The sequence below is a fragment of the Schwartzia succinivorans DSM 10502 genome (assembly GCF_900129225.1).
Lineage (GTDB): Bacteria > Bacillota > Negativicutes > Selenomonadales > Selenomonadaceae > Schwartzia > Schwartzia succinivorans.
The window spans coordinates 560811-576529 of the sequence record NZ_FQUG01000002.1; the positions used below are offsets into that span (position 1 = coordinate 560811).

Sequence of the window (15719 nt, forward strand, 5' to 3'; positions counted from 1 at the left end):
TTGAGAAAAACTCCCTTGAAAAAGTGTAAAAACTTTGATGATTACCGTGAAATATGGGAGAAAACAGCTTCTATGTCCCGTGAGCGATTGGGGATATAGGAGCTGTTATTTTTTTATACAGTAATGTGGAATTGATTCCAAACTTTTGCAAATTTACCGTTGAGCGGGAAAGAGATTTTCAAAGACGGCACGTCTAAAAAATCAAATTCTTTTTGTCGTTGACAAATTTTCGCATGTGGCATTATAATATATGCAAATTTGAAAACGCAATGATGAAGACAGGATGTAAGAATGTCCGTCCTCCAGAGAGAGGCGCCTTGGCTGTGAGCGCTTCGGACAGGGTCTTATGTTACCACTTCTGAGCTGATGCCACGAGAGGAAGGCATCCGGTACTCGCCGTTAAAGGAGCTGAGTTGGCTGCGTTGTGCAGCAAGCAGGGTGGAACCGCGAAGCATAGCCTCGTCCCTTTTGGGACGGGGCTTTTTTGACCTTATTCTATAGGAGAAGGTGCCAAAAAGGCGGATGAGGTGTACACCAAAGTGCCTGATACCGAAAGGAAAAGACACAGCAATTCCAATTTTTTTGTATAGCATTACAGGAGGTAATTCAGAATGGCAAACATCAAACTTAAGGACGGCAGCGTCCGCAGTGTTGAGGACGGCTCGACTGTCCTTGAACTCGTAAAACAGGTATCCAACAGTCTCGCGAAGAAGGTTCTCGCGGCAAAGATGGACGGCAAGACCGTTGACCTTATGACACCGATTACGAAGGACGCAGAGATAGAGTTCCTCACATTTGAGGATGAGGATGGCCGTTGGGCACTCCGCCACACGGCAGCGCATGTCATGGCGCAGGCTCTCCAGCATCTTTACGCAAAGGACGGAATCCAGTTCGCTATCGGACCTGCGATTGAAAACGGCTTCTACTACGATATCGACATGGAGAAAAAGCTTACAGACAGCGACCTTAAAGACATTGAGAAGGAAATGGACCGCATTGTAAAGCAGAATATCCCGATGATCCGCAAGGAAATCAGCCGTGCGGATGCGCTGAAGTTCTTTGAAGAAAAAGGACAGAGCTACAAGGTAGAGCTTATTAACGATCTTCCTGAGGACGCGCTTATTTCCATTTACGAGCAGGGAGATTTCACAGATTTGTGCGCAGGCCCGCACGTTGTTTCCACGGGTAAGGTGAAGGCATTCAAGCTGCAGAGTGTTGCAGGCGCTTACTGGCGTGGAAATGAAAAAAATAAGATGCTTCAGCGTATCTACGGTACGGCCTTCGAGAAGAAAGAAGACCTGGCGGAATATCTGCACATGCTGGAGGAAGCTGCAAAACGCGACCACAGAAAGCTTGGCAAGGAGCTGGATCTTTTCAGCCTGCACGAAGAGGGCCCCGGCTTCCCGTTCTTCCACCCGAACGGAATGGTCATCAGAAACGAGCTTATAAACTACTGGCGTGAGGTTCACCGCCGTTACGGCTATCAGGAAATCAAGACTCCAATGATTATGAACCGCAAGCTGTGGGAAACTTCCGGTCACTGGGATCATTACAAGGAAAATATGTACTTCACTCAGATTGATGAAGAGGATTATGCAGTAAAGCCGATGAACTGCCCGGGCGGTATGCTTGTCTATAAGACACATGTACACAGCTACCGCGACCTGCCGCTGCGTCTCGGCGAGCTAGGTCTTGTTCACCGCCATGAGAAATCCGGTGAGCTGCACGGACTTTTCCGCGTTAGAAACTTTACTCAGGACGATGCGCATCTCTTTGTAACACCTGAGCAGATTGAAAAGGAGATTCAGCATACCATCGACCTTTTTGATGAAGTCTACAAGACATTCGGACTCAGCTATACAGCAGAGCTCTCCACACGTCCTGAGGACTCCATGGGTTCTGATGAAATCTGGGAGAAGGCAACGGCTGCACTGCAGCATGCTCTTGAGGCACGCGGCCTGAACTACATCATTAACGAGGGCGACGGCGCATTCTACGGGCCGAAGATTGACTTCCATCTCCGTGATTCCATCGGCCGTACATGGCAGTGCGGAACGATTCAGTTGGATATGCTCATGCCGGAGAAATTCGACCTCACGTACGTGGGCGAGGATGGCGAGAAGCATCGTCCGATTATGCTGCATCGCGTTGTTTACGGCTCTATTGAGCGTTTCATCGGTATCCTTATCGAGAACTACGCAGGTGCGTTCCCTGTATGGCTCGCACCTGTACAGGTCAAGATTCTTCCGATTACGGACAAGCATTTCGATTATGCCTTCGACCTCAGAAAGAAGCTGTTTGACCTTGGTATCCGCGTTGAGGTTGATGAGCGCAACGAGAAAATGGGCTACAAGATTCGTGAAGCCCAGGTCAAAAAGATTCCGTATGCTCTCGTTATCGGAGACCAGGAAATGCAGGATGGCAATGTAACGCTTCGTAAATACGGTGAGAAGGACAGCCAGACGATGTCAGTTGATGATTTCATCAAGCTGGTTCAGGACAAGATTGCTTCGAAAGAAGAAAAATATTGATCTAAATTATCAAGCAAAAGCCGCACGGCGTAAAATGTGCGGCTTTTATTTTTTATGCTTTGGAGGCATACTTCAATATTAATTTTTAGTATTGGAATATTTGTTAAATTATAGTTATAATAATCTGCAAGTATGATTATGTTATGATGGCAAAGGTATGAAAATATGTTACAAAAGAAGGGATGGTAAATATGTGTTCAATGTCGAGACGTAGTTTTATCAAGATGGCAGGGCTTGCTGCAGCGGCTGCGGCAGTACCTGCACTCGATGGAATCAAGGCTGCATCTGCGGAGCAGCAGGCACCTGCCGTTCCGGGAACTGACGGTGACAAGTATGTTTCCTATAAGAACAGGCAGGGCGGCGAATCTGTGGTATACTTCACCCGTGATTTGTCTGCGGCAGGGCTTATGAAGCTGTATGATAAAATATCTGCAAACTTTACGGGAAAAGTCGGCATAAAGCTTCATACAGGGGAGCCTGAAGGACCGAATATCATTCCGCGGCCCTGGGTTAAGGAGCTTATGCAGAAGAAGCTTCCGAACGCGACTGTTGTGGAGACGAATACATATTATGACTATGGCCGTTATACGACCGAAAATCACAGGAAAACCCTTGAGACGAACGGCTGGACTGCATTTACAACTGTAGATATTCTCGATGAGGAAGGCACGGTAATGCTTCCTGTAAAAGGCGGCAAATGGTTTACTGAAATGGCTGTGGGCGGACATCTGACGAACTACGATTCGCTCTTTGTACTCACGCATTTCAAAGGTCATACTATGGGCGGCTTTGGCGGTTCAAATAAAAATATAGGTATCGGCTGTGCCGACGGACGTATCGGAAAGAAAATGATTCACACTGGTGACACCGGAAGCCAGTGGGGGATCGACAAGGAAGAATTCATGGAACGTATGACTGAATCCACTAAAGCCGTTGTTGATTATTTTGGTGATAAAATTTCCTTTATCAATGTCCTTCGGAACATGTCTGTGGACTGTGACTGCGCGGGAACCGGCGCGGCAGTCCCAACAACGCCTAACATCGGTATTCTTGCGTCAACGGATATTCTTGCTATTGACCAGGCTTCGGTGGATTTGGTGTATGCTCTTCCGGAAAAGGACCGCCACGACCTTCAGGAGCGCATGGAATCACGTCACGGCCTTCGCCAGCTTTCCTACATGAAGGAGCTGGGCATGGGAAACAGCCGGTACGTGCTTCTTGATGCGGATCACGGAAATGTGCCAATTAAATTGGAGGATGCGGTAAAAGGCGTAAAACCATTTAAAGCATAAATTTAGATTTTTTGATACTGACAATAAAGGAAAACAGGCTGCAGAAATTTGCGGCCTGTTTTTTTTGAATGGATTGTAAATAAAAGAAAAGGATTTTTCTAATGATTGTTGAATAATACTTTATATGAATCATTTAATGCGAGAGGAGGAAACAGGAAAAACGCTTGTTATCTATTGGCAGTCAGGACTGCAATGAGGAACTGGGACTAAGTCAGCAAGGAGAGGGTACGATTATGAGAAAAACATTTCGACTTTTATTTGCTGTTTTTATTACGGCAGGTGTATTGCTTAGCGGAGTCACGCGTGCTGCGGCACAGGAGACCTGGGCGGTTTACTGGTACATTTGCGGCTCTGATTTGGAGACAGATTATAAGAGTGCATCATCCAATATAGCAGATATGTGCTCAGTCAAGCTCCCGGAAAATGTCAAGGTTATTATCCAGACAGGAGGAGCAAAAAAGTGGCACAGCAAGGGGATACCTTCAAACGCTCTGGCAAGATATGTTTACGACAGTAATGGATTTCATGAGATAGAAAAACTTCCGGATTCCAACATGGGCAGCGGTGCCGTTCTGAAGGATTTTCTCAGCTTTGCTGTAAAAAATTATCCTGCCGATCATAAAGTACTGGTATTTTGGAATCACGGCAGCGGAAGCCTTGGCGGGGTATGTTTTGATGAAAAATATGGAACATCAATCAGTCTTAATGCTCTTCGTGTCGCTTTAGGAGGAGTGTTTGCCGAGAATGCGGCGCAGCCTCCCATTGACCTTGTATGCTTTGATACATGCCTCATGGCAACACTGGAAACAGCTAATTCTCTCTATGGTTATACCGGGTATCTGGCGGCCTCTCAGGAACTAATGCCTGACCATGGTATTGATTATGCCGCATGGCTTGGCTCCATTGCAAAGAACCCTGCCCAGGACGGCGCTGCTCTGGGAAAGGTGATATGTGATTCATATTTTGAACGTTGTAAAAATCAAGGGACACAGGAAACGGCAACATTTTCTGTTGTTGATCTTTCGGCACTTCCGGAGCTTAACAAAGCTGTAAACAGGTTGGGAGAGGAAGCCCTCAGTGCATCGAAGGTGAATCCGAGATATTTCTTCACTGCTCTTGACCGAGTCGCAAACACTGTAGAAAGATACGGGGAACAGGGAGGCGACGAGGTAATAGGCGGGGGCATGGAAATGGTTGACCTTGGCTCTCTTGCAGAATACATGGAGGGGGTCAGCTCCGCGGAGGCAGTAGTGAACGCAGTAGACCGTGCTGTTATCTGCAAGGCGAAAGGAAAATACCGCCGTTACGGAAAAGGCCTTTCCGTGTATTATAACCTGACGGGAACTGAGAAGAGCAGCACAGCATACGGAAAACTCATTGGCGCGAACGATAATTTTTCCGCGCTGCATAAGGCGATGATGTCCGGAGGAGAAAGCGACGTACCCTGGTATATCATTGACATGTCACCGACGGAGAGAATTCCTGTTACCCTCGACAGCGAAAACATTGCGACGGCAGTACTGAAGCCCGATTTGCTGAATGCTGTGAGCCTGGCTTATTGCGGGCTGTATGTTCCATTCGAAAATGATTACATGCGCCTTGGAACTGATGATAAAATTACAATTGATTGGGAGAAGGGCGTTTTCAGGGATATGTTTGACGGACAGTGGCCGGCGTTGAACGGACATATGCTGCCAATGAATATAGTCGAGCAGTATCCGGACTATGCCCTGTATATCTCGAACATAAAGATTAACGGGAAAAAATATCAGCTTTTGTCTGGCTTTGACATGGAGCAGCAGAAATTTGAAATTCTCGGAGCGTATCGCACGTTGAGAAATGGAATGGTTGACAGAAATATTGTTCAGCTTCATGTCGGGGACAAAATAACACCGCTTTTCACGATTGACTCAAACGAGAAATTTGTTGAGGGTGAAGCCTTCGTACTGGAAAAGGAACCTGTTCTGAAGGATGAACCGCTGCCTGATGGAACCTACACATTTGTATTCCACTTTGAGTCGGTACATAATGACCCATTCGTATCAGACGGCGTCGAAATGTTTGTGAAGAACGGAAAGATTGAGAATATACGGGTATTGAATAAGTAAAGTGAAAAAGCCTCTGTTCATCGGAATTAAATCCGATGAACAGGGGCTTTTTTGTATTAATTTTAAATTGTGCTGTACGGAAATCCGTGATTTCACTGCTGCTTATGTGTGGTCCGAATGTATCCGATTATCAAAATTACAAGGCTTACGGCGAGTCCGATGAAGAGTGGGTGAATGGGGGCTTTCATGACTGCGGCTATGATGGCGGCGGCTGTGGAGAAAACCATAGAAGCAACCGCCCATGAGGGGCTGACTGCGTGTGGCTTTATGATGGCAAGGGTGAAAGGCAGGAATATACCGCCGCCACGAAGAGCCATGGAAAGATAGTTCCAGAATAGAATCTGTGAGCCTTCGTTCAGTATGGAAATAGCGGAGGCACATAATATGACTCCAAGGACGACAAAACGTGTGAGACGGAGAGATGCGGCATCGCTTGTGACACGGAACAGTTTTGCGAATATATCCCGTGAGAGCATGGTGCCGATACCGAGAGAGAGTCCTGCAATAGAGCCTATGAGAGAAAGAATTATCCCCCCCATGGCTATGCCGCCTATAAGCGAAGACTGATGCTCGAGCAGAAAGGTTGGCAGTACGAGGATAGGAGCTACGTCAGGGCGCGTAACGTGCATATACATGCCTATCATAGCGCAGGGAAGCCCTACGGGTATCGTAACAAGCGCGGCGGAAAAAGCTCCTGCTGCCGCCGTATCGGGGTTCGACGCGGAAAAGAGCGCCTGTATGTAGGTCTGAGTGCAGAGCATGCCGACTATGAGAGAAAAAAGATTTGCCATGGCGCTTGGGACACCAGAGCCGAAAAGACTAAACCATGGATAGCTTGGGAGTGCTTCCATAAATCCCGGTTCCGTATGGATGGTGTAAAAGGCGGAGCCGCCTGCAACAAAAAGGCTCACCCATATGACCGCCATCTTGAGGATACCTCCGACACCTGCGGTTTTCATGCCGCCGAAGAAACTGTAGCAGGCTACAAGCACGAGAAGAATGACTGCTGCAGTCCATGACGAAACCTGTAAAAGAACGGAAATAATGGCTATAGCAGGCAGACAGCTTGCAACGGCGCTGAAAAGTATTCCGAGAGATGAGCAAAGGCTTGTAAAGCTTCCTGCAGATTTTCCGTAGTTCAGCGTGAGGTACTGTGGAATTGTTTCGAGAGCGGTGCTTCGGAGGGGCTTTGCATAGAAGAGCCCCATGATGATGAGGCTGATGCCTGTGCCAAGAGTAAACCACCAGGCGGAAAGCCCGATGGTTGAGGCGAGCTGCGCCGTACCAACGGTGGCGCCACCGCCGACACATGTACCTGCTATGCTCCCTGCTACGAGGGGGACGCCTGCTGAGCGCCCGCCGAGACTGTAGCCTTCAGAGGAATGAACCGACCGTGCGGCATAAAGCCCTATGCCTATAACAATACCTATGGTAAGCAGTATGATTATGAGCTGCAATAAGGACAATTCCATGCGAAATGCCTCCAACCGAACTTAATTAGTGGTTCTTTATTTTCATGAATAACAATAATATTATAACGCGTAAATTTAAGTTTTGCCGAAGAATCTGGAGAGCGAGGTGAAAGTTTTGGCAGGCGCGCATACAAACCCGAAGGGCGCGCCGACACGAAGCGGTTAATCAAGGGCTCTGTGCTTATAGGCCGGTGTAACTTATTGCACTTTCTGATATGGAGGTGCGTTAAGCGGCAACAAAACTTTTTCTCGCCAAGGTGCTTTATATACTTTCTTCTCTCTTTGACTTTGCGCCTGTTTTGGTATACTCTATATAAGCATGTGTAAGGAGGCGAAAAGCATGATTTCACGCGTGGAGCATCGGGTGAATTTTTATGATACGGACGCGATGGCTGTGGTACATCATTCCAACTATATCAGATGGTTTGAAATAGGGCGCGTCGAGTTTTTGCGGATGCTGGGCATTACTCTGAACGACATGATGGATGACGGATACGTTTTCCCGATTACGGATGTAAAATGTAAATATCTGCACCCTGCAAAGTTTGATGATGTGCTCGTAATTGAGACTAAGCCCACAGCGCTTACAAAGGTAAAGATGGCATTCGATTACCGCATTTATCTGGCTTCGGACCCTGAAACCATTATGGTGGAAGGACATACCCAGAACGTTTTCACAAGCATGGAAACAGGTAAGATTACACGTCTGCCTGAGAAATATTACGACAAGCTTGCAAAGGCTATGAAAGAGTGACTGGAGGATAAATCGTTGATTACTATTGTATCTGTTGTTGTGGGGGCTGTTATATTACTGGCCGTTATCACGAAGATATTCTTTATGATTGAAGGCGAGCCGCGTGTTGTTGTGCACGGGGAGAAGCGCACAACGCTGGAATTGGACGAGATAACAGAAACAGAGGCAGTGCTGTCTACAAAGCTGGCATTTGAGAATGTCGGAAAGCAGCTGGCCACCATTGTTGACTGCATAGCGCGCCCGCAGCTTCCCTATGAGCAGTATGACGGTATTGAGGTGAGAGGAAAAGCGGAGGTCGAGGGAATCCCCCGTGAGGATGATTATTTTGAAGCTCATCTTATAGAACGCTTCAAAACCCTTAATATCGTTATACGAATCCGCCTGAAGGCGCGTAAAAATATGGATCTCCGTACGGCGCTCAGCCACATGGTAGATGTCCCGGTGGATATTATATATACAGAGCTTGGACGCAGCCCGTGGAAGGTAAGCAAGACACGTATTGTGCTGACTGCCGAAGAAATCGCAAAGGTTGCGGGCGTAGAGCTTGTAGAAGAGTGAGGAGCGTTGAAACGTGGCAAATTGTGAACTGATACCGGTGCCGACCAGAATCCTTACACATAAGGATGATATTGTCGACGCTATTGAAAGGTATACAAAAGATAAAATCGGACCAGATGATGCTGTTTCTGTTGCTGAGAGTGTAGTTGCTGTTACCCAGGGGAATATTATCCGCCCTGAGGAGGTAGAGCTTTCGTGGCCGGCAAAATTCTTCTGTCATTTTTTTAAGGATGAAGGAAGCCTTGCATCTCCGCACGGTTTGCAGATTCTGATGAATTCAGAGGGAACACTGCGTGTTATTATGTCTATGGCTGTAGGCTTTGCGGCACGTCTCGTTGGCAAGGCAGGAGTGTTTTACATGCTGGCAGGCGAGCAGGCGCGTCTTATTGATGACGTGACAGGAACGATGCCGCCATACGACAAGCATGTTGTTCTGGGCCCGAAAAATCCCGAAGATGTGGTAAAACGCATAAAGGACCGTATCGGCTGCTTCGGAGCTGCTATTCTTGACGCAAACGACCTTAAGCGTGCTTTTGTCGTCGCAGCAACGGATGGGCTTGATAAAGAGAAGGTTTCAAAGGCATTGATTGATAATCCCTTTGGCAACGGTTCAGAAAAGACACCTATCGTCATTTTGAAGAATTTCCGTCAATATCAGGCGGAATAATATTCTTCCATTTACGAGGATGATGCATTGGCATCGTCCTCATATTTTTTATCAATCTTTTGTTAGATTCAAAACAACAACTATTACTTATATTTATTTTCTCTTGCATTTAACAGAATTTTTCGTTATGATAAAAATATGAAGGGGAGGCACTTAGTGTGCAAAGATTTGATGGACGAGCAGCTGATGAACTTCGGCCGTTCAAAATAACAAAATATTTCCAAAAATATCCTGCAGGCTCAGTACTGATGGAAATCGGAAATACGAAGGTAATATGTGCGGCAACAGTCGAGGATCGTGTCCCGGTCTTTCAAAGGGGAACGGGAGTCGGCTGGCTTCGTGCGGAATATTCACTTCTGCCAAGTGCCACAGCAACGCGCACGGCTCGTGAGTCTGCGCGTGGAAAGCAGACGGGACGTACACAGGAGATTCAGCGTCTTATCGGAAGGTCGCTCAGGTCGGTGCTGGATTTGGAGGCGCTGGGAGAGCGCACGGTTATCCTGGACTGCGATGTTATCCAGGCAGACGGCGGCACACGAACAGCTTCTGTGACGGGAAGCTTTGTTGCTCTTGTCCTCGCTCTTGACAGTGTTATCCCCAAAGATAAAACCTTTCCGGTGAAGGATTTTATTTCAGCGGTTAGTGTCGGTATTTCAAACTCCGGAGAGCCTATCCTTGACCTCTGCTACGAGGAAGACAGCAGTGCAATAGTTGATATGAATGTCGTAATGACAGGAAACGGCGAATTCATAGAGGTGCAGGGAACAGGTGAGGGACGTCCCTTTAAGCGTGATGAGCTGAACACACTTCTGGCGCTTGGAGAAAAAGGAAACAACGAGCTGATTTCCTACATAAAGGACAGCCTTGGAAGTGAGCTTGATTGGCGGATTGGGAGCGTAAAATGAAAAAAATCGTTGTGGCTACCAAAAACAAGGGAAAAATTCGCGAAATGATGAGTGCATTTGAAGGACTTGATGTGGAACTCATTCCGCTTTCGGCTTTCGGCGAGCTGCCTGATGCCGTGGAAGATGCGGAGACATTCGAGGAAAACGCACTTATCAAGGCGCGTTTCTACATGGAAAAGACCGGAGAGGCGTGTCTTGCTGATGACTCAGGGCTTGAGGTTGATGCTCTGGGGGGAGCTCCGGGCGTGTATTCTGCACGTTTTTCGGGGTATCACGCAGACGATGCTTCAAACAATGAGAAGCTTTTAAGTGAGCTTAGGCGCGTCGGCAAAAAGGAATCCCCAGCGGCCTACCGCTGTGTTCTGGCGTTCGTGGATACGGACGGGAAGGAATGCACGGCGGACGGCGTGTGCAGCGGGACGATAAAGCCTGTGCCGCGCGGTGAAGGTGGATTCGGGTACGACCCGTACTTCTATGTGGAAGAAAATAAAACAATGGCCGAGCTTACGCTCGATGAAAAGGATAAAATAAGCCACCGCGGTGAAGCATTGCGCGGAATGGCTGAAATATTAAAAAACTGTCTCGGCTGAGCAAGTTTTTGCCGTGACCTTCATTTGGTGAAAAAATTTCTATAGAAAAAATATATAGAAATTTTTTTATAAATAAGCAGGAATTTTGGCATAGATGGCAAATATTTATATATATGGTATTTATTTGTTGTGTCATTATTCATAACACAAAAGGAGGTTTTTGTTGTGCGTACTATCAAGACAGAAGAAATCACTGAGGTTGTTTCCCAGCTTTGCAAAGAAGCGGCCTACTATCTGCCTGAGGATGTCTACGAGGCTCTTAAAAAAGGCCGTGAGACAGAAGAATCCCCGGTAGGTCGTGACGTTCTCGATCAGATTATCAAGAACGCAGAAATTGCAAAAGCGGAGGATCGTCCGTACTGTCAGGATACGGGTCTTACCATCGTGTTTGTGGAGGTCGGCCAGGACGTCCACATCGAAGGCGGTCTTCTCGAGGATGCAATCAATGCAGGCGTAGCAAAGGGATATGTCGAGGGTTATCTTCGTAAATCCGTTGTTGCTGAGCCGCTCTTCAACCGTGTTAATACGCAGAATAACACGCCGGCTGTTATCTACACCAGCCTTGTTGAAGGCGACAAAATTCACATCACTGTTGCTCCGAAGGGCTTCGGCAGCGAGAACAAATCCGGTCTCGAAATGCTGGTTCCGGCTGACGGCGTAGAGGGTGTAAAGGCTGCTGTTATGCGTATCATTAAACACGCAGACTGCAATCCGTGCCCGCCGACGGTCATCGGTATCGGTATCGGTGGTACGATGGACAAGGCTGCTTACATGTCCAAGAAAGCACTTCTGCACCGCTGCGATGAGCACAATCCGGATCCGCAGTATGCGAAACTGGAGCAGGAGCTTTTCGAGATGATCAACAAGACGGGTATCGGACCTCAGCTCGGCGGAACAACGACTACACTTGCTGTTCATGTTGAGTGGGGCGCAACGCATATCGCAGGCCTGCCGGTCGCAGTCACAATCTGCTGCCATGCATGCCGTCATGCATCCCGCACTATTTGATAAAGGGGAGGAGAGAAAACCATGGCAGAAAAAATTCGTATTACGACTCCGTTCACGGAGGAACAGTCCCGCAAACTCAAGGCAGGCGACAGCGTTCTTATCACGGGCGTTATCTACAGCGCGCGCGACGCAGCGCATAAAGTTATGACGGAAGCTCTCGACCGCGGTGAGAAGCTCCCAATCGACTGGCATGACCAGATCGTGTACTATCTCGGACCTACACCGGCAAAACCGGGTGATCCTATCGGCTCTGCAGGCCCGACGACCTCCGGCCGTATGGACAAATACACGCCGCAGATGCTCGACCAGGGTATCAAGGGCATGATTGGCAAAGGCTCCCGTAAGCCGGAAGTTGTTGAGTCCATGAAGAAAAATGGAGTTACGTATTTTGCAGCTGTTGGCGGTGCTGCTGCCCTGATTGCAAAATCCATTAAGAAATACGAGGTTATTGCTTATTCGGAGCTTGGCCCGGAAGCATTGGCTGCTCTTACGGTTGAAGATTTCCCGGCAATCGTTGTTATCGATTCCGAAGGAAACAACTTCTATGAAATCGGACAGAAGCCGTATCGTAAGGAGTAATCTACTCCAAACCTGCGTTATCCGTACATGAGAGAGGGGAAAGCCTTCCTGTACGGCAAAATTTAGGAGGCTTAGTATGTTTAATGTAACATTTTATCTTCGCCGTCTGCATTCGCTCTGTGGTCTCGTTGTTGTTGGTGGTTTCCTTTTGGAACATATCATCACGAACGCACGCGTTCTCATCAGCCCGCAATCCTTCAATGCAGCGGTAGATTTGTTGGCGTCAATCCCGCCACACATCATGATTCCAATTGAAATTGCTCTCGTTGCCTGCCCGTTCCTGTTCCATGCCATTTATGGCGCATACATCGGCGCACAGGCAAAGAACAATCCGCAGCACTATTCTTACATTCAGAACATCCAGTTCTGGCTCCAGCGCATGACGGCTTGGTATCTCCTTGCCTTCCTGATCTGGCATGTTGTTTATCTCCGTGTCCTCGTAAAGGGCGGCGGTGCGCACATCTCCTTCCAGCTTTTGCAGAGCTACTTTGAAAACCCGGTTATCTGGGTACTGTATCTCCTCGGTATGCTGGCGGCGGTATTCCATTTCTGCAACGGTATCACAACCTTCTGCATGACATGGGGTATTGCGAAAGGTCCGCGCATCCAGAAAGTCATCAATGCAGCATCCATGGCGCTCTGCGCTCTGCTCAGCCTTGTTTCTGTAGCGTTCATGGTCGTATATCTGCTGTAAGCAGGAAGGGAGAGAACTTAGGTGGCAAAAGTTAAGAAACATAGAATTGCGATTATCGGCGGCGGTTTGTCGGGACTCATGGCTGCACTGAAGGTCTGCGAGGCCGGCAGCGAGGCATGGATTTTCTCCTACTGCCCTTACAAACGTTCCCATTCCCTCTGTGCACAGGGCGGTATGAACGCCTGCATGGATACGAAGGGTGAACATGACTCGATTTACGAGCATTTTGATGATACTGTCTACGGCGGCGACTTCCTCGCTGACCAGCAGGCTGTAAAGGGCATGTGCGAAGCAGCTCCTGAGCTTGTCCGCATGTTCGACCGCATGGGCGTACCTTTCACGCGTACAGCTGAAGGCGTCCTTGACCTCCGTAACTTCGGCGGTCAGAAAAATAAACGTACAGTATTTGCAGGCTCCACTACGGGCCAGCAGCTCCTCTACGCTCTTGATGAGCAGGTACGTAAATGGGAAGCAAAGGGCATGGTCAAATCCTTTGTTTTCTGGGAATTCCTCGAAATCATCAAGAACAAAGAGGGCGTATGCCGCGGTATGGTAGCTCAGAACATGAACTCCATGGAAATCAAGGCATTTGCTGCAGATGCAGTAATCCTCGCAACAGGCGGCCCGGGCCAGGTATTCGGACGCTGCACGGCTTCCACAATCTGCAACGGCTCCGCTGTTTCAAGAGTTTATCAGCAGGGTGCGCACATCGGTAATCCGGAGTTCATCCAGATTCATCCGACGGCTATCCCGGGCTCCGATAAGAACCGTCTTATGTCAGAGGCTTGCCGCGGTGAGGGCGGACGTATCTGGGTATACAAAGACGGCAAGCCGTGGTACTTCCTTGAGGAAATGTTCCCGGCATACGGAAACCTCGTTCCGCGTGACGTTGCATCCCGTGCTATCTACGATGTCTGCGTCAACCAGCACCTCGGTGTTGACGGCGAGAACAAGGTTTACCTTGACCTTTCGCACATCTCTGCTGAGTACCTCGAAAGAAAACTCGGCGGTATCCTCGAGATGTATTCGGAATTCATGGGTAAAGACCCACGTAAGGTTCCGATGGAAATCTATCCGTCAGTCCATTACTCCATGGGCGGTATCTGGGTAGACCGCAAACACTTCACAAATATCCCGGGTCTCCTTGCATCCGGCGAGTGCGATTACCAGTACCACGGTGCTAACCGTCTCGGTGCTAATTCGCTTCTCTCCGCTGCATACTCCGGAACGGTATCCGGCCCGGCTGCTATCGATTGGGCAAACACGGGAGAACGCGGCTCCGAACTCACAGAGGAAGAGCTTGAGGCTGCACGCCAGCGCTGCGTAGATGAGTTCGAGAAGATTGTCAACATGAACGGTACTGAAAACGCTCATGAGCTCCATCAGGAGCTGGGCGAGCTCATGAACAAATATGTTACGATTGAGCGCGTGAACAAGGATCTCGACTACTGCTTCGAGGAAGTCAAGAAGATTCTCAAACGCTGGGATAACATCGGTGTTACGGACCACGGCCACTGGGCAAACCAGGAAGCTATGTTCGTCCGTCAGCTCCGCAACATGATTCTCTACGCTCTTGTTGTTACGAAGGCTGCACGTATGCGTGATGAGAGCCGCGGTGCTCATTACAAACGTGAATTCCCGAACCGTGATGATGAGAAGTTCATGAAGATTACGATTGCAGATTACGATCCGAATACTGAAGAACCGATAATTACTTATGAGGACTTCGACCATTCGCTCATCAAACCGCGTTCTCGTAACTATGCTGTCGCTAAGAAAGAATAAGGGAGGATACTGGAATGGCAGAACAGAAATTTGTAACATTTGTGATCGAGCGCCAGGACGGCCCGGACAGCAAACCGTATACGCAGGAATTTGATGTACCTTATCGTCCTTCACTGAACGTTGTTGCGGCGCTCATGGAGATTCAGAAGAATCCAGTGACCAGAGACGGCAAGAAAGTCGCTCCGGTCGTATGGGAGTGCAACTGCCTTGAGAAGGTCTGCGGCGCATGCATGATGGTTATCAACGGAAAAGCTCAGCAGGCATGCTGCGCACTTATTGATAACCTTAAATGGCCGATTCACCTTGCACCGGCTCGTACGTTCCCTGTCATCAGAGACCTTCTGATTGACCGTACGGTTATGTTCGAGAGCCTGAAGCGTATTCAGGGCTGGATTAACGTCGATGGTACGTGGAAGGTTCACGAGGCTCCGCGCCAGAACCCGTACACGGCTGCTACGGCTTATGAAATCTCGCACTGCATGACGTGCGGCTGCTGCCTCGAGGCTTGCCCGAACGTCGGACCGCAGTCCGACTTCATCGGACCTGCTCCGCTGGCACAGGCATACCTGTTCAACATCAATCCGACAGGTCAGTACGACGAAGAACAGCGTCTGAACGTCCTGATGGAAAAAGGCGGCATCACGAGCTGCGGAAACAGCCAGAACTGTGTCGAGGCTTGCCCGAAGGGAATCAAGCTCACGACGTATATCGCACAGCTCAACCGCGATGTCAACAAACAGGCACTCAGGAACATCTTCAATCATTGATATACGCAC

14 protein-coding genes and 1 other annotated feature are annotated in these 15719 nt (G+C 48.6%); of the genes, 13 read left to right on the plus strand and 1 reads right to left on the minus strand.

From position 1 onward, the window contains the following. The first annotated feature begins 260 nt into the window (after positions 1 to 260). Positions 261 to 470, plus strand: a binding site (T-box leader). Between the two features lie 141 nt (positions 471 to 611). The 3 genes from thrS to BUA83_RS02495 all read left to right on the plus strand — a co-directional run bounded on the left by thrS (position 612) and on the right by BUA83_RS02495 (position 5931). Then, positions 612 to 2531 (plus strand): threonine--tRNA ligase, encoded by a 1920-nt coding sequence (gene thrS / locus BUA83_RS02485; protein WP_072934585.1) that lies wholly within the window; start codon positions 612 to 614, stop codon positions 2529 to 2531. Between the two features lie 191 nt (positions 2532 to 2722). Then, on the plus strand, positions 2723 to 3823 hold the full coding sequence (locus BUA83_RS02490; protein WP_094756409.1) for a DUF362 domain-containing protein: 1101 nt from the start codon (positions 2723 to 2725) through the stop codon (positions 3821 to 3823). A gap of 233 nt (positions 3824 to 4056) precedes the next feature. Continuing rightward, positions 4057 to 5931 (plus strand): clostripain-related cysteine peptidase, encoded by a 1875-nt coding sequence (locus BUA83_RS02495; protein WP_072934586.1) that lies wholly within the window; start codon positions 4057 to 4059, stop codon positions 5929 to 5931. Between the two features lie 92 nt (positions 5932 to 6023). On the opposite strand, the gene BUA83_RS02500 is transcribed toward BUA83_RS02495, so the two are convergent. After that, positions 6024 to 7403, minus strand: a complete 1380-nt coding sequence (locus BUA83_RS02500; RefSeq protein WP_072934587.1) for a sodium:solute symporter family protein — start codon at positions 7401 to 7403, stop codon at positions 6024 to 6026. Positions 7404 to 7743: 340 nt separating this feature from the next. Between BUA83_RS02500 and BUA83_RS02505 the strand changes: the two genes are divergently transcribed. The 10 genes from BUA83_RS02505 (at position 7744) to sdhB (ending at position 15710) form a co-directional block, all read left to right on the plus strand. Next, positions 7744 to 8157: an acyl-CoA thioesterase gene (locus BUA83_RS02505; protein ID WP_072934588.1), complete on the plus strand. Its 414-nt coding sequence runs from the start codon at positions 7744 to 7746 to the stop codon at positions 8155 to 8157. A gap of 15 nt (positions 8158 to 8172) precedes the next feature. Further along, complete coding sequence (locus BUA83_RS02510; RefSeq protein ID WP_234988199.1) at positions 8173 to 8715, plus strand: hypothetical protein; 543 nt, start codon at positions 8173 to 8175, stop codon at positions 8713 to 8715. Between the two features lie 13 nt (positions 8716 to 8728). Further along, on the plus strand, positions 8729 to 9382 hold the full coding sequence (locus tag BUA83_RS02515) for a coenzyme F420-0:L-glutamate ligase (RefSeq protein WP_072934589.1): 654 nt from the start codon (positions 8729 to 8731) through the stop codon (positions 9380 to 9382). Between the two features lie 158 nt (positions 9383 to 9540). Then, complete coding sequence (gene rph / locus BUA83_RS02520; protein WP_072934590.1) at positions 9541 to 10287, plus strand: ribonuclease PH; 747 nt, start codon at positions 9541 to 9543, stop codon at positions 10285 to 10287. Next, the gene (locus BUA83_RS02525; protein ID WP_072934591.1) at positions 10284 to 10877 is read left to right on the plus strand and encodes an XTP/dITP diphosphatase; all 594 of its coding nucleotides are present in this window, start codon (positions 10284 to 10286) and stop codon (positions 10875 to 10877) included. The genes rph and BUA83_RS02525 overlap by 4 nt, the downstream gene beginning before the upstream one ends. Positions 10878 to 11042: 165 nt before the next feature. Continuing rightward, positions 11043 to 11885: a fumarate hydratase gene (locus tag BUA83_RS02530; protein ID WP_072934592.1), complete on the plus strand. Its 843-nt coding sequence runs from the start codon at positions 11043 to 11045 to the stop codon at positions 11883 to 11885. A gap of 21 nt (positions 11886 to 11906) precedes the next feature. Further along, complete coding sequence (locus tag BUA83_RS02535; protein WP_072934593.1) at positions 11907 to 12464, plus strand: Fe-S-containing hydro-lyase; 558 nt, start codon at positions 11907 to 11909, stop codon at positions 12462 to 12464. 76 nt (positions 12465 to 12540) lie between these two features. Beyond that, a complete protein-coding gene (locus BUA83_RS02540; protein ID WP_072934594.1) occupies positions 12541 to 13158 on the plus strand; it encodes a succinate dehydrogenase/fumarate reductase transmembrane subunit in 618 nt (205 codons plus the stop codon). A 21-nt stretch (positions 13159 to 13179) separates the two neighbouring features. Next, positions 13180 to 14943 carry a succinate dehydrogenase flavoprotein subunit gene (sdhA, locus tag BUA83_RS02545; protein WP_072934595.1) on the plus strand — a complete coding sequence of 588 codons (1764 nt, stop codon included), beginning with the start codon at positions 13180 to 13182 and terminating at the stop codon, positions 14941 to 14943. 14 nt (positions 14944 to 14957) lie between these two features. Beyond that, positions 14958 to 15710 carry a succinate dehydrogenase iron-sulfur subunit gene (gene sdhB / locus BUA83_RS02550; protein ID WP_072934596.1) on the plus strand — a complete coding sequence of 251 codons (753 nt, stop codon included), beginning with the start codon at positions 14958 to 14960 and terminating at the stop codon, positions 15708 to 15710. Positions 15711 to 15719 lie beyond the last annotated feature (9 nt).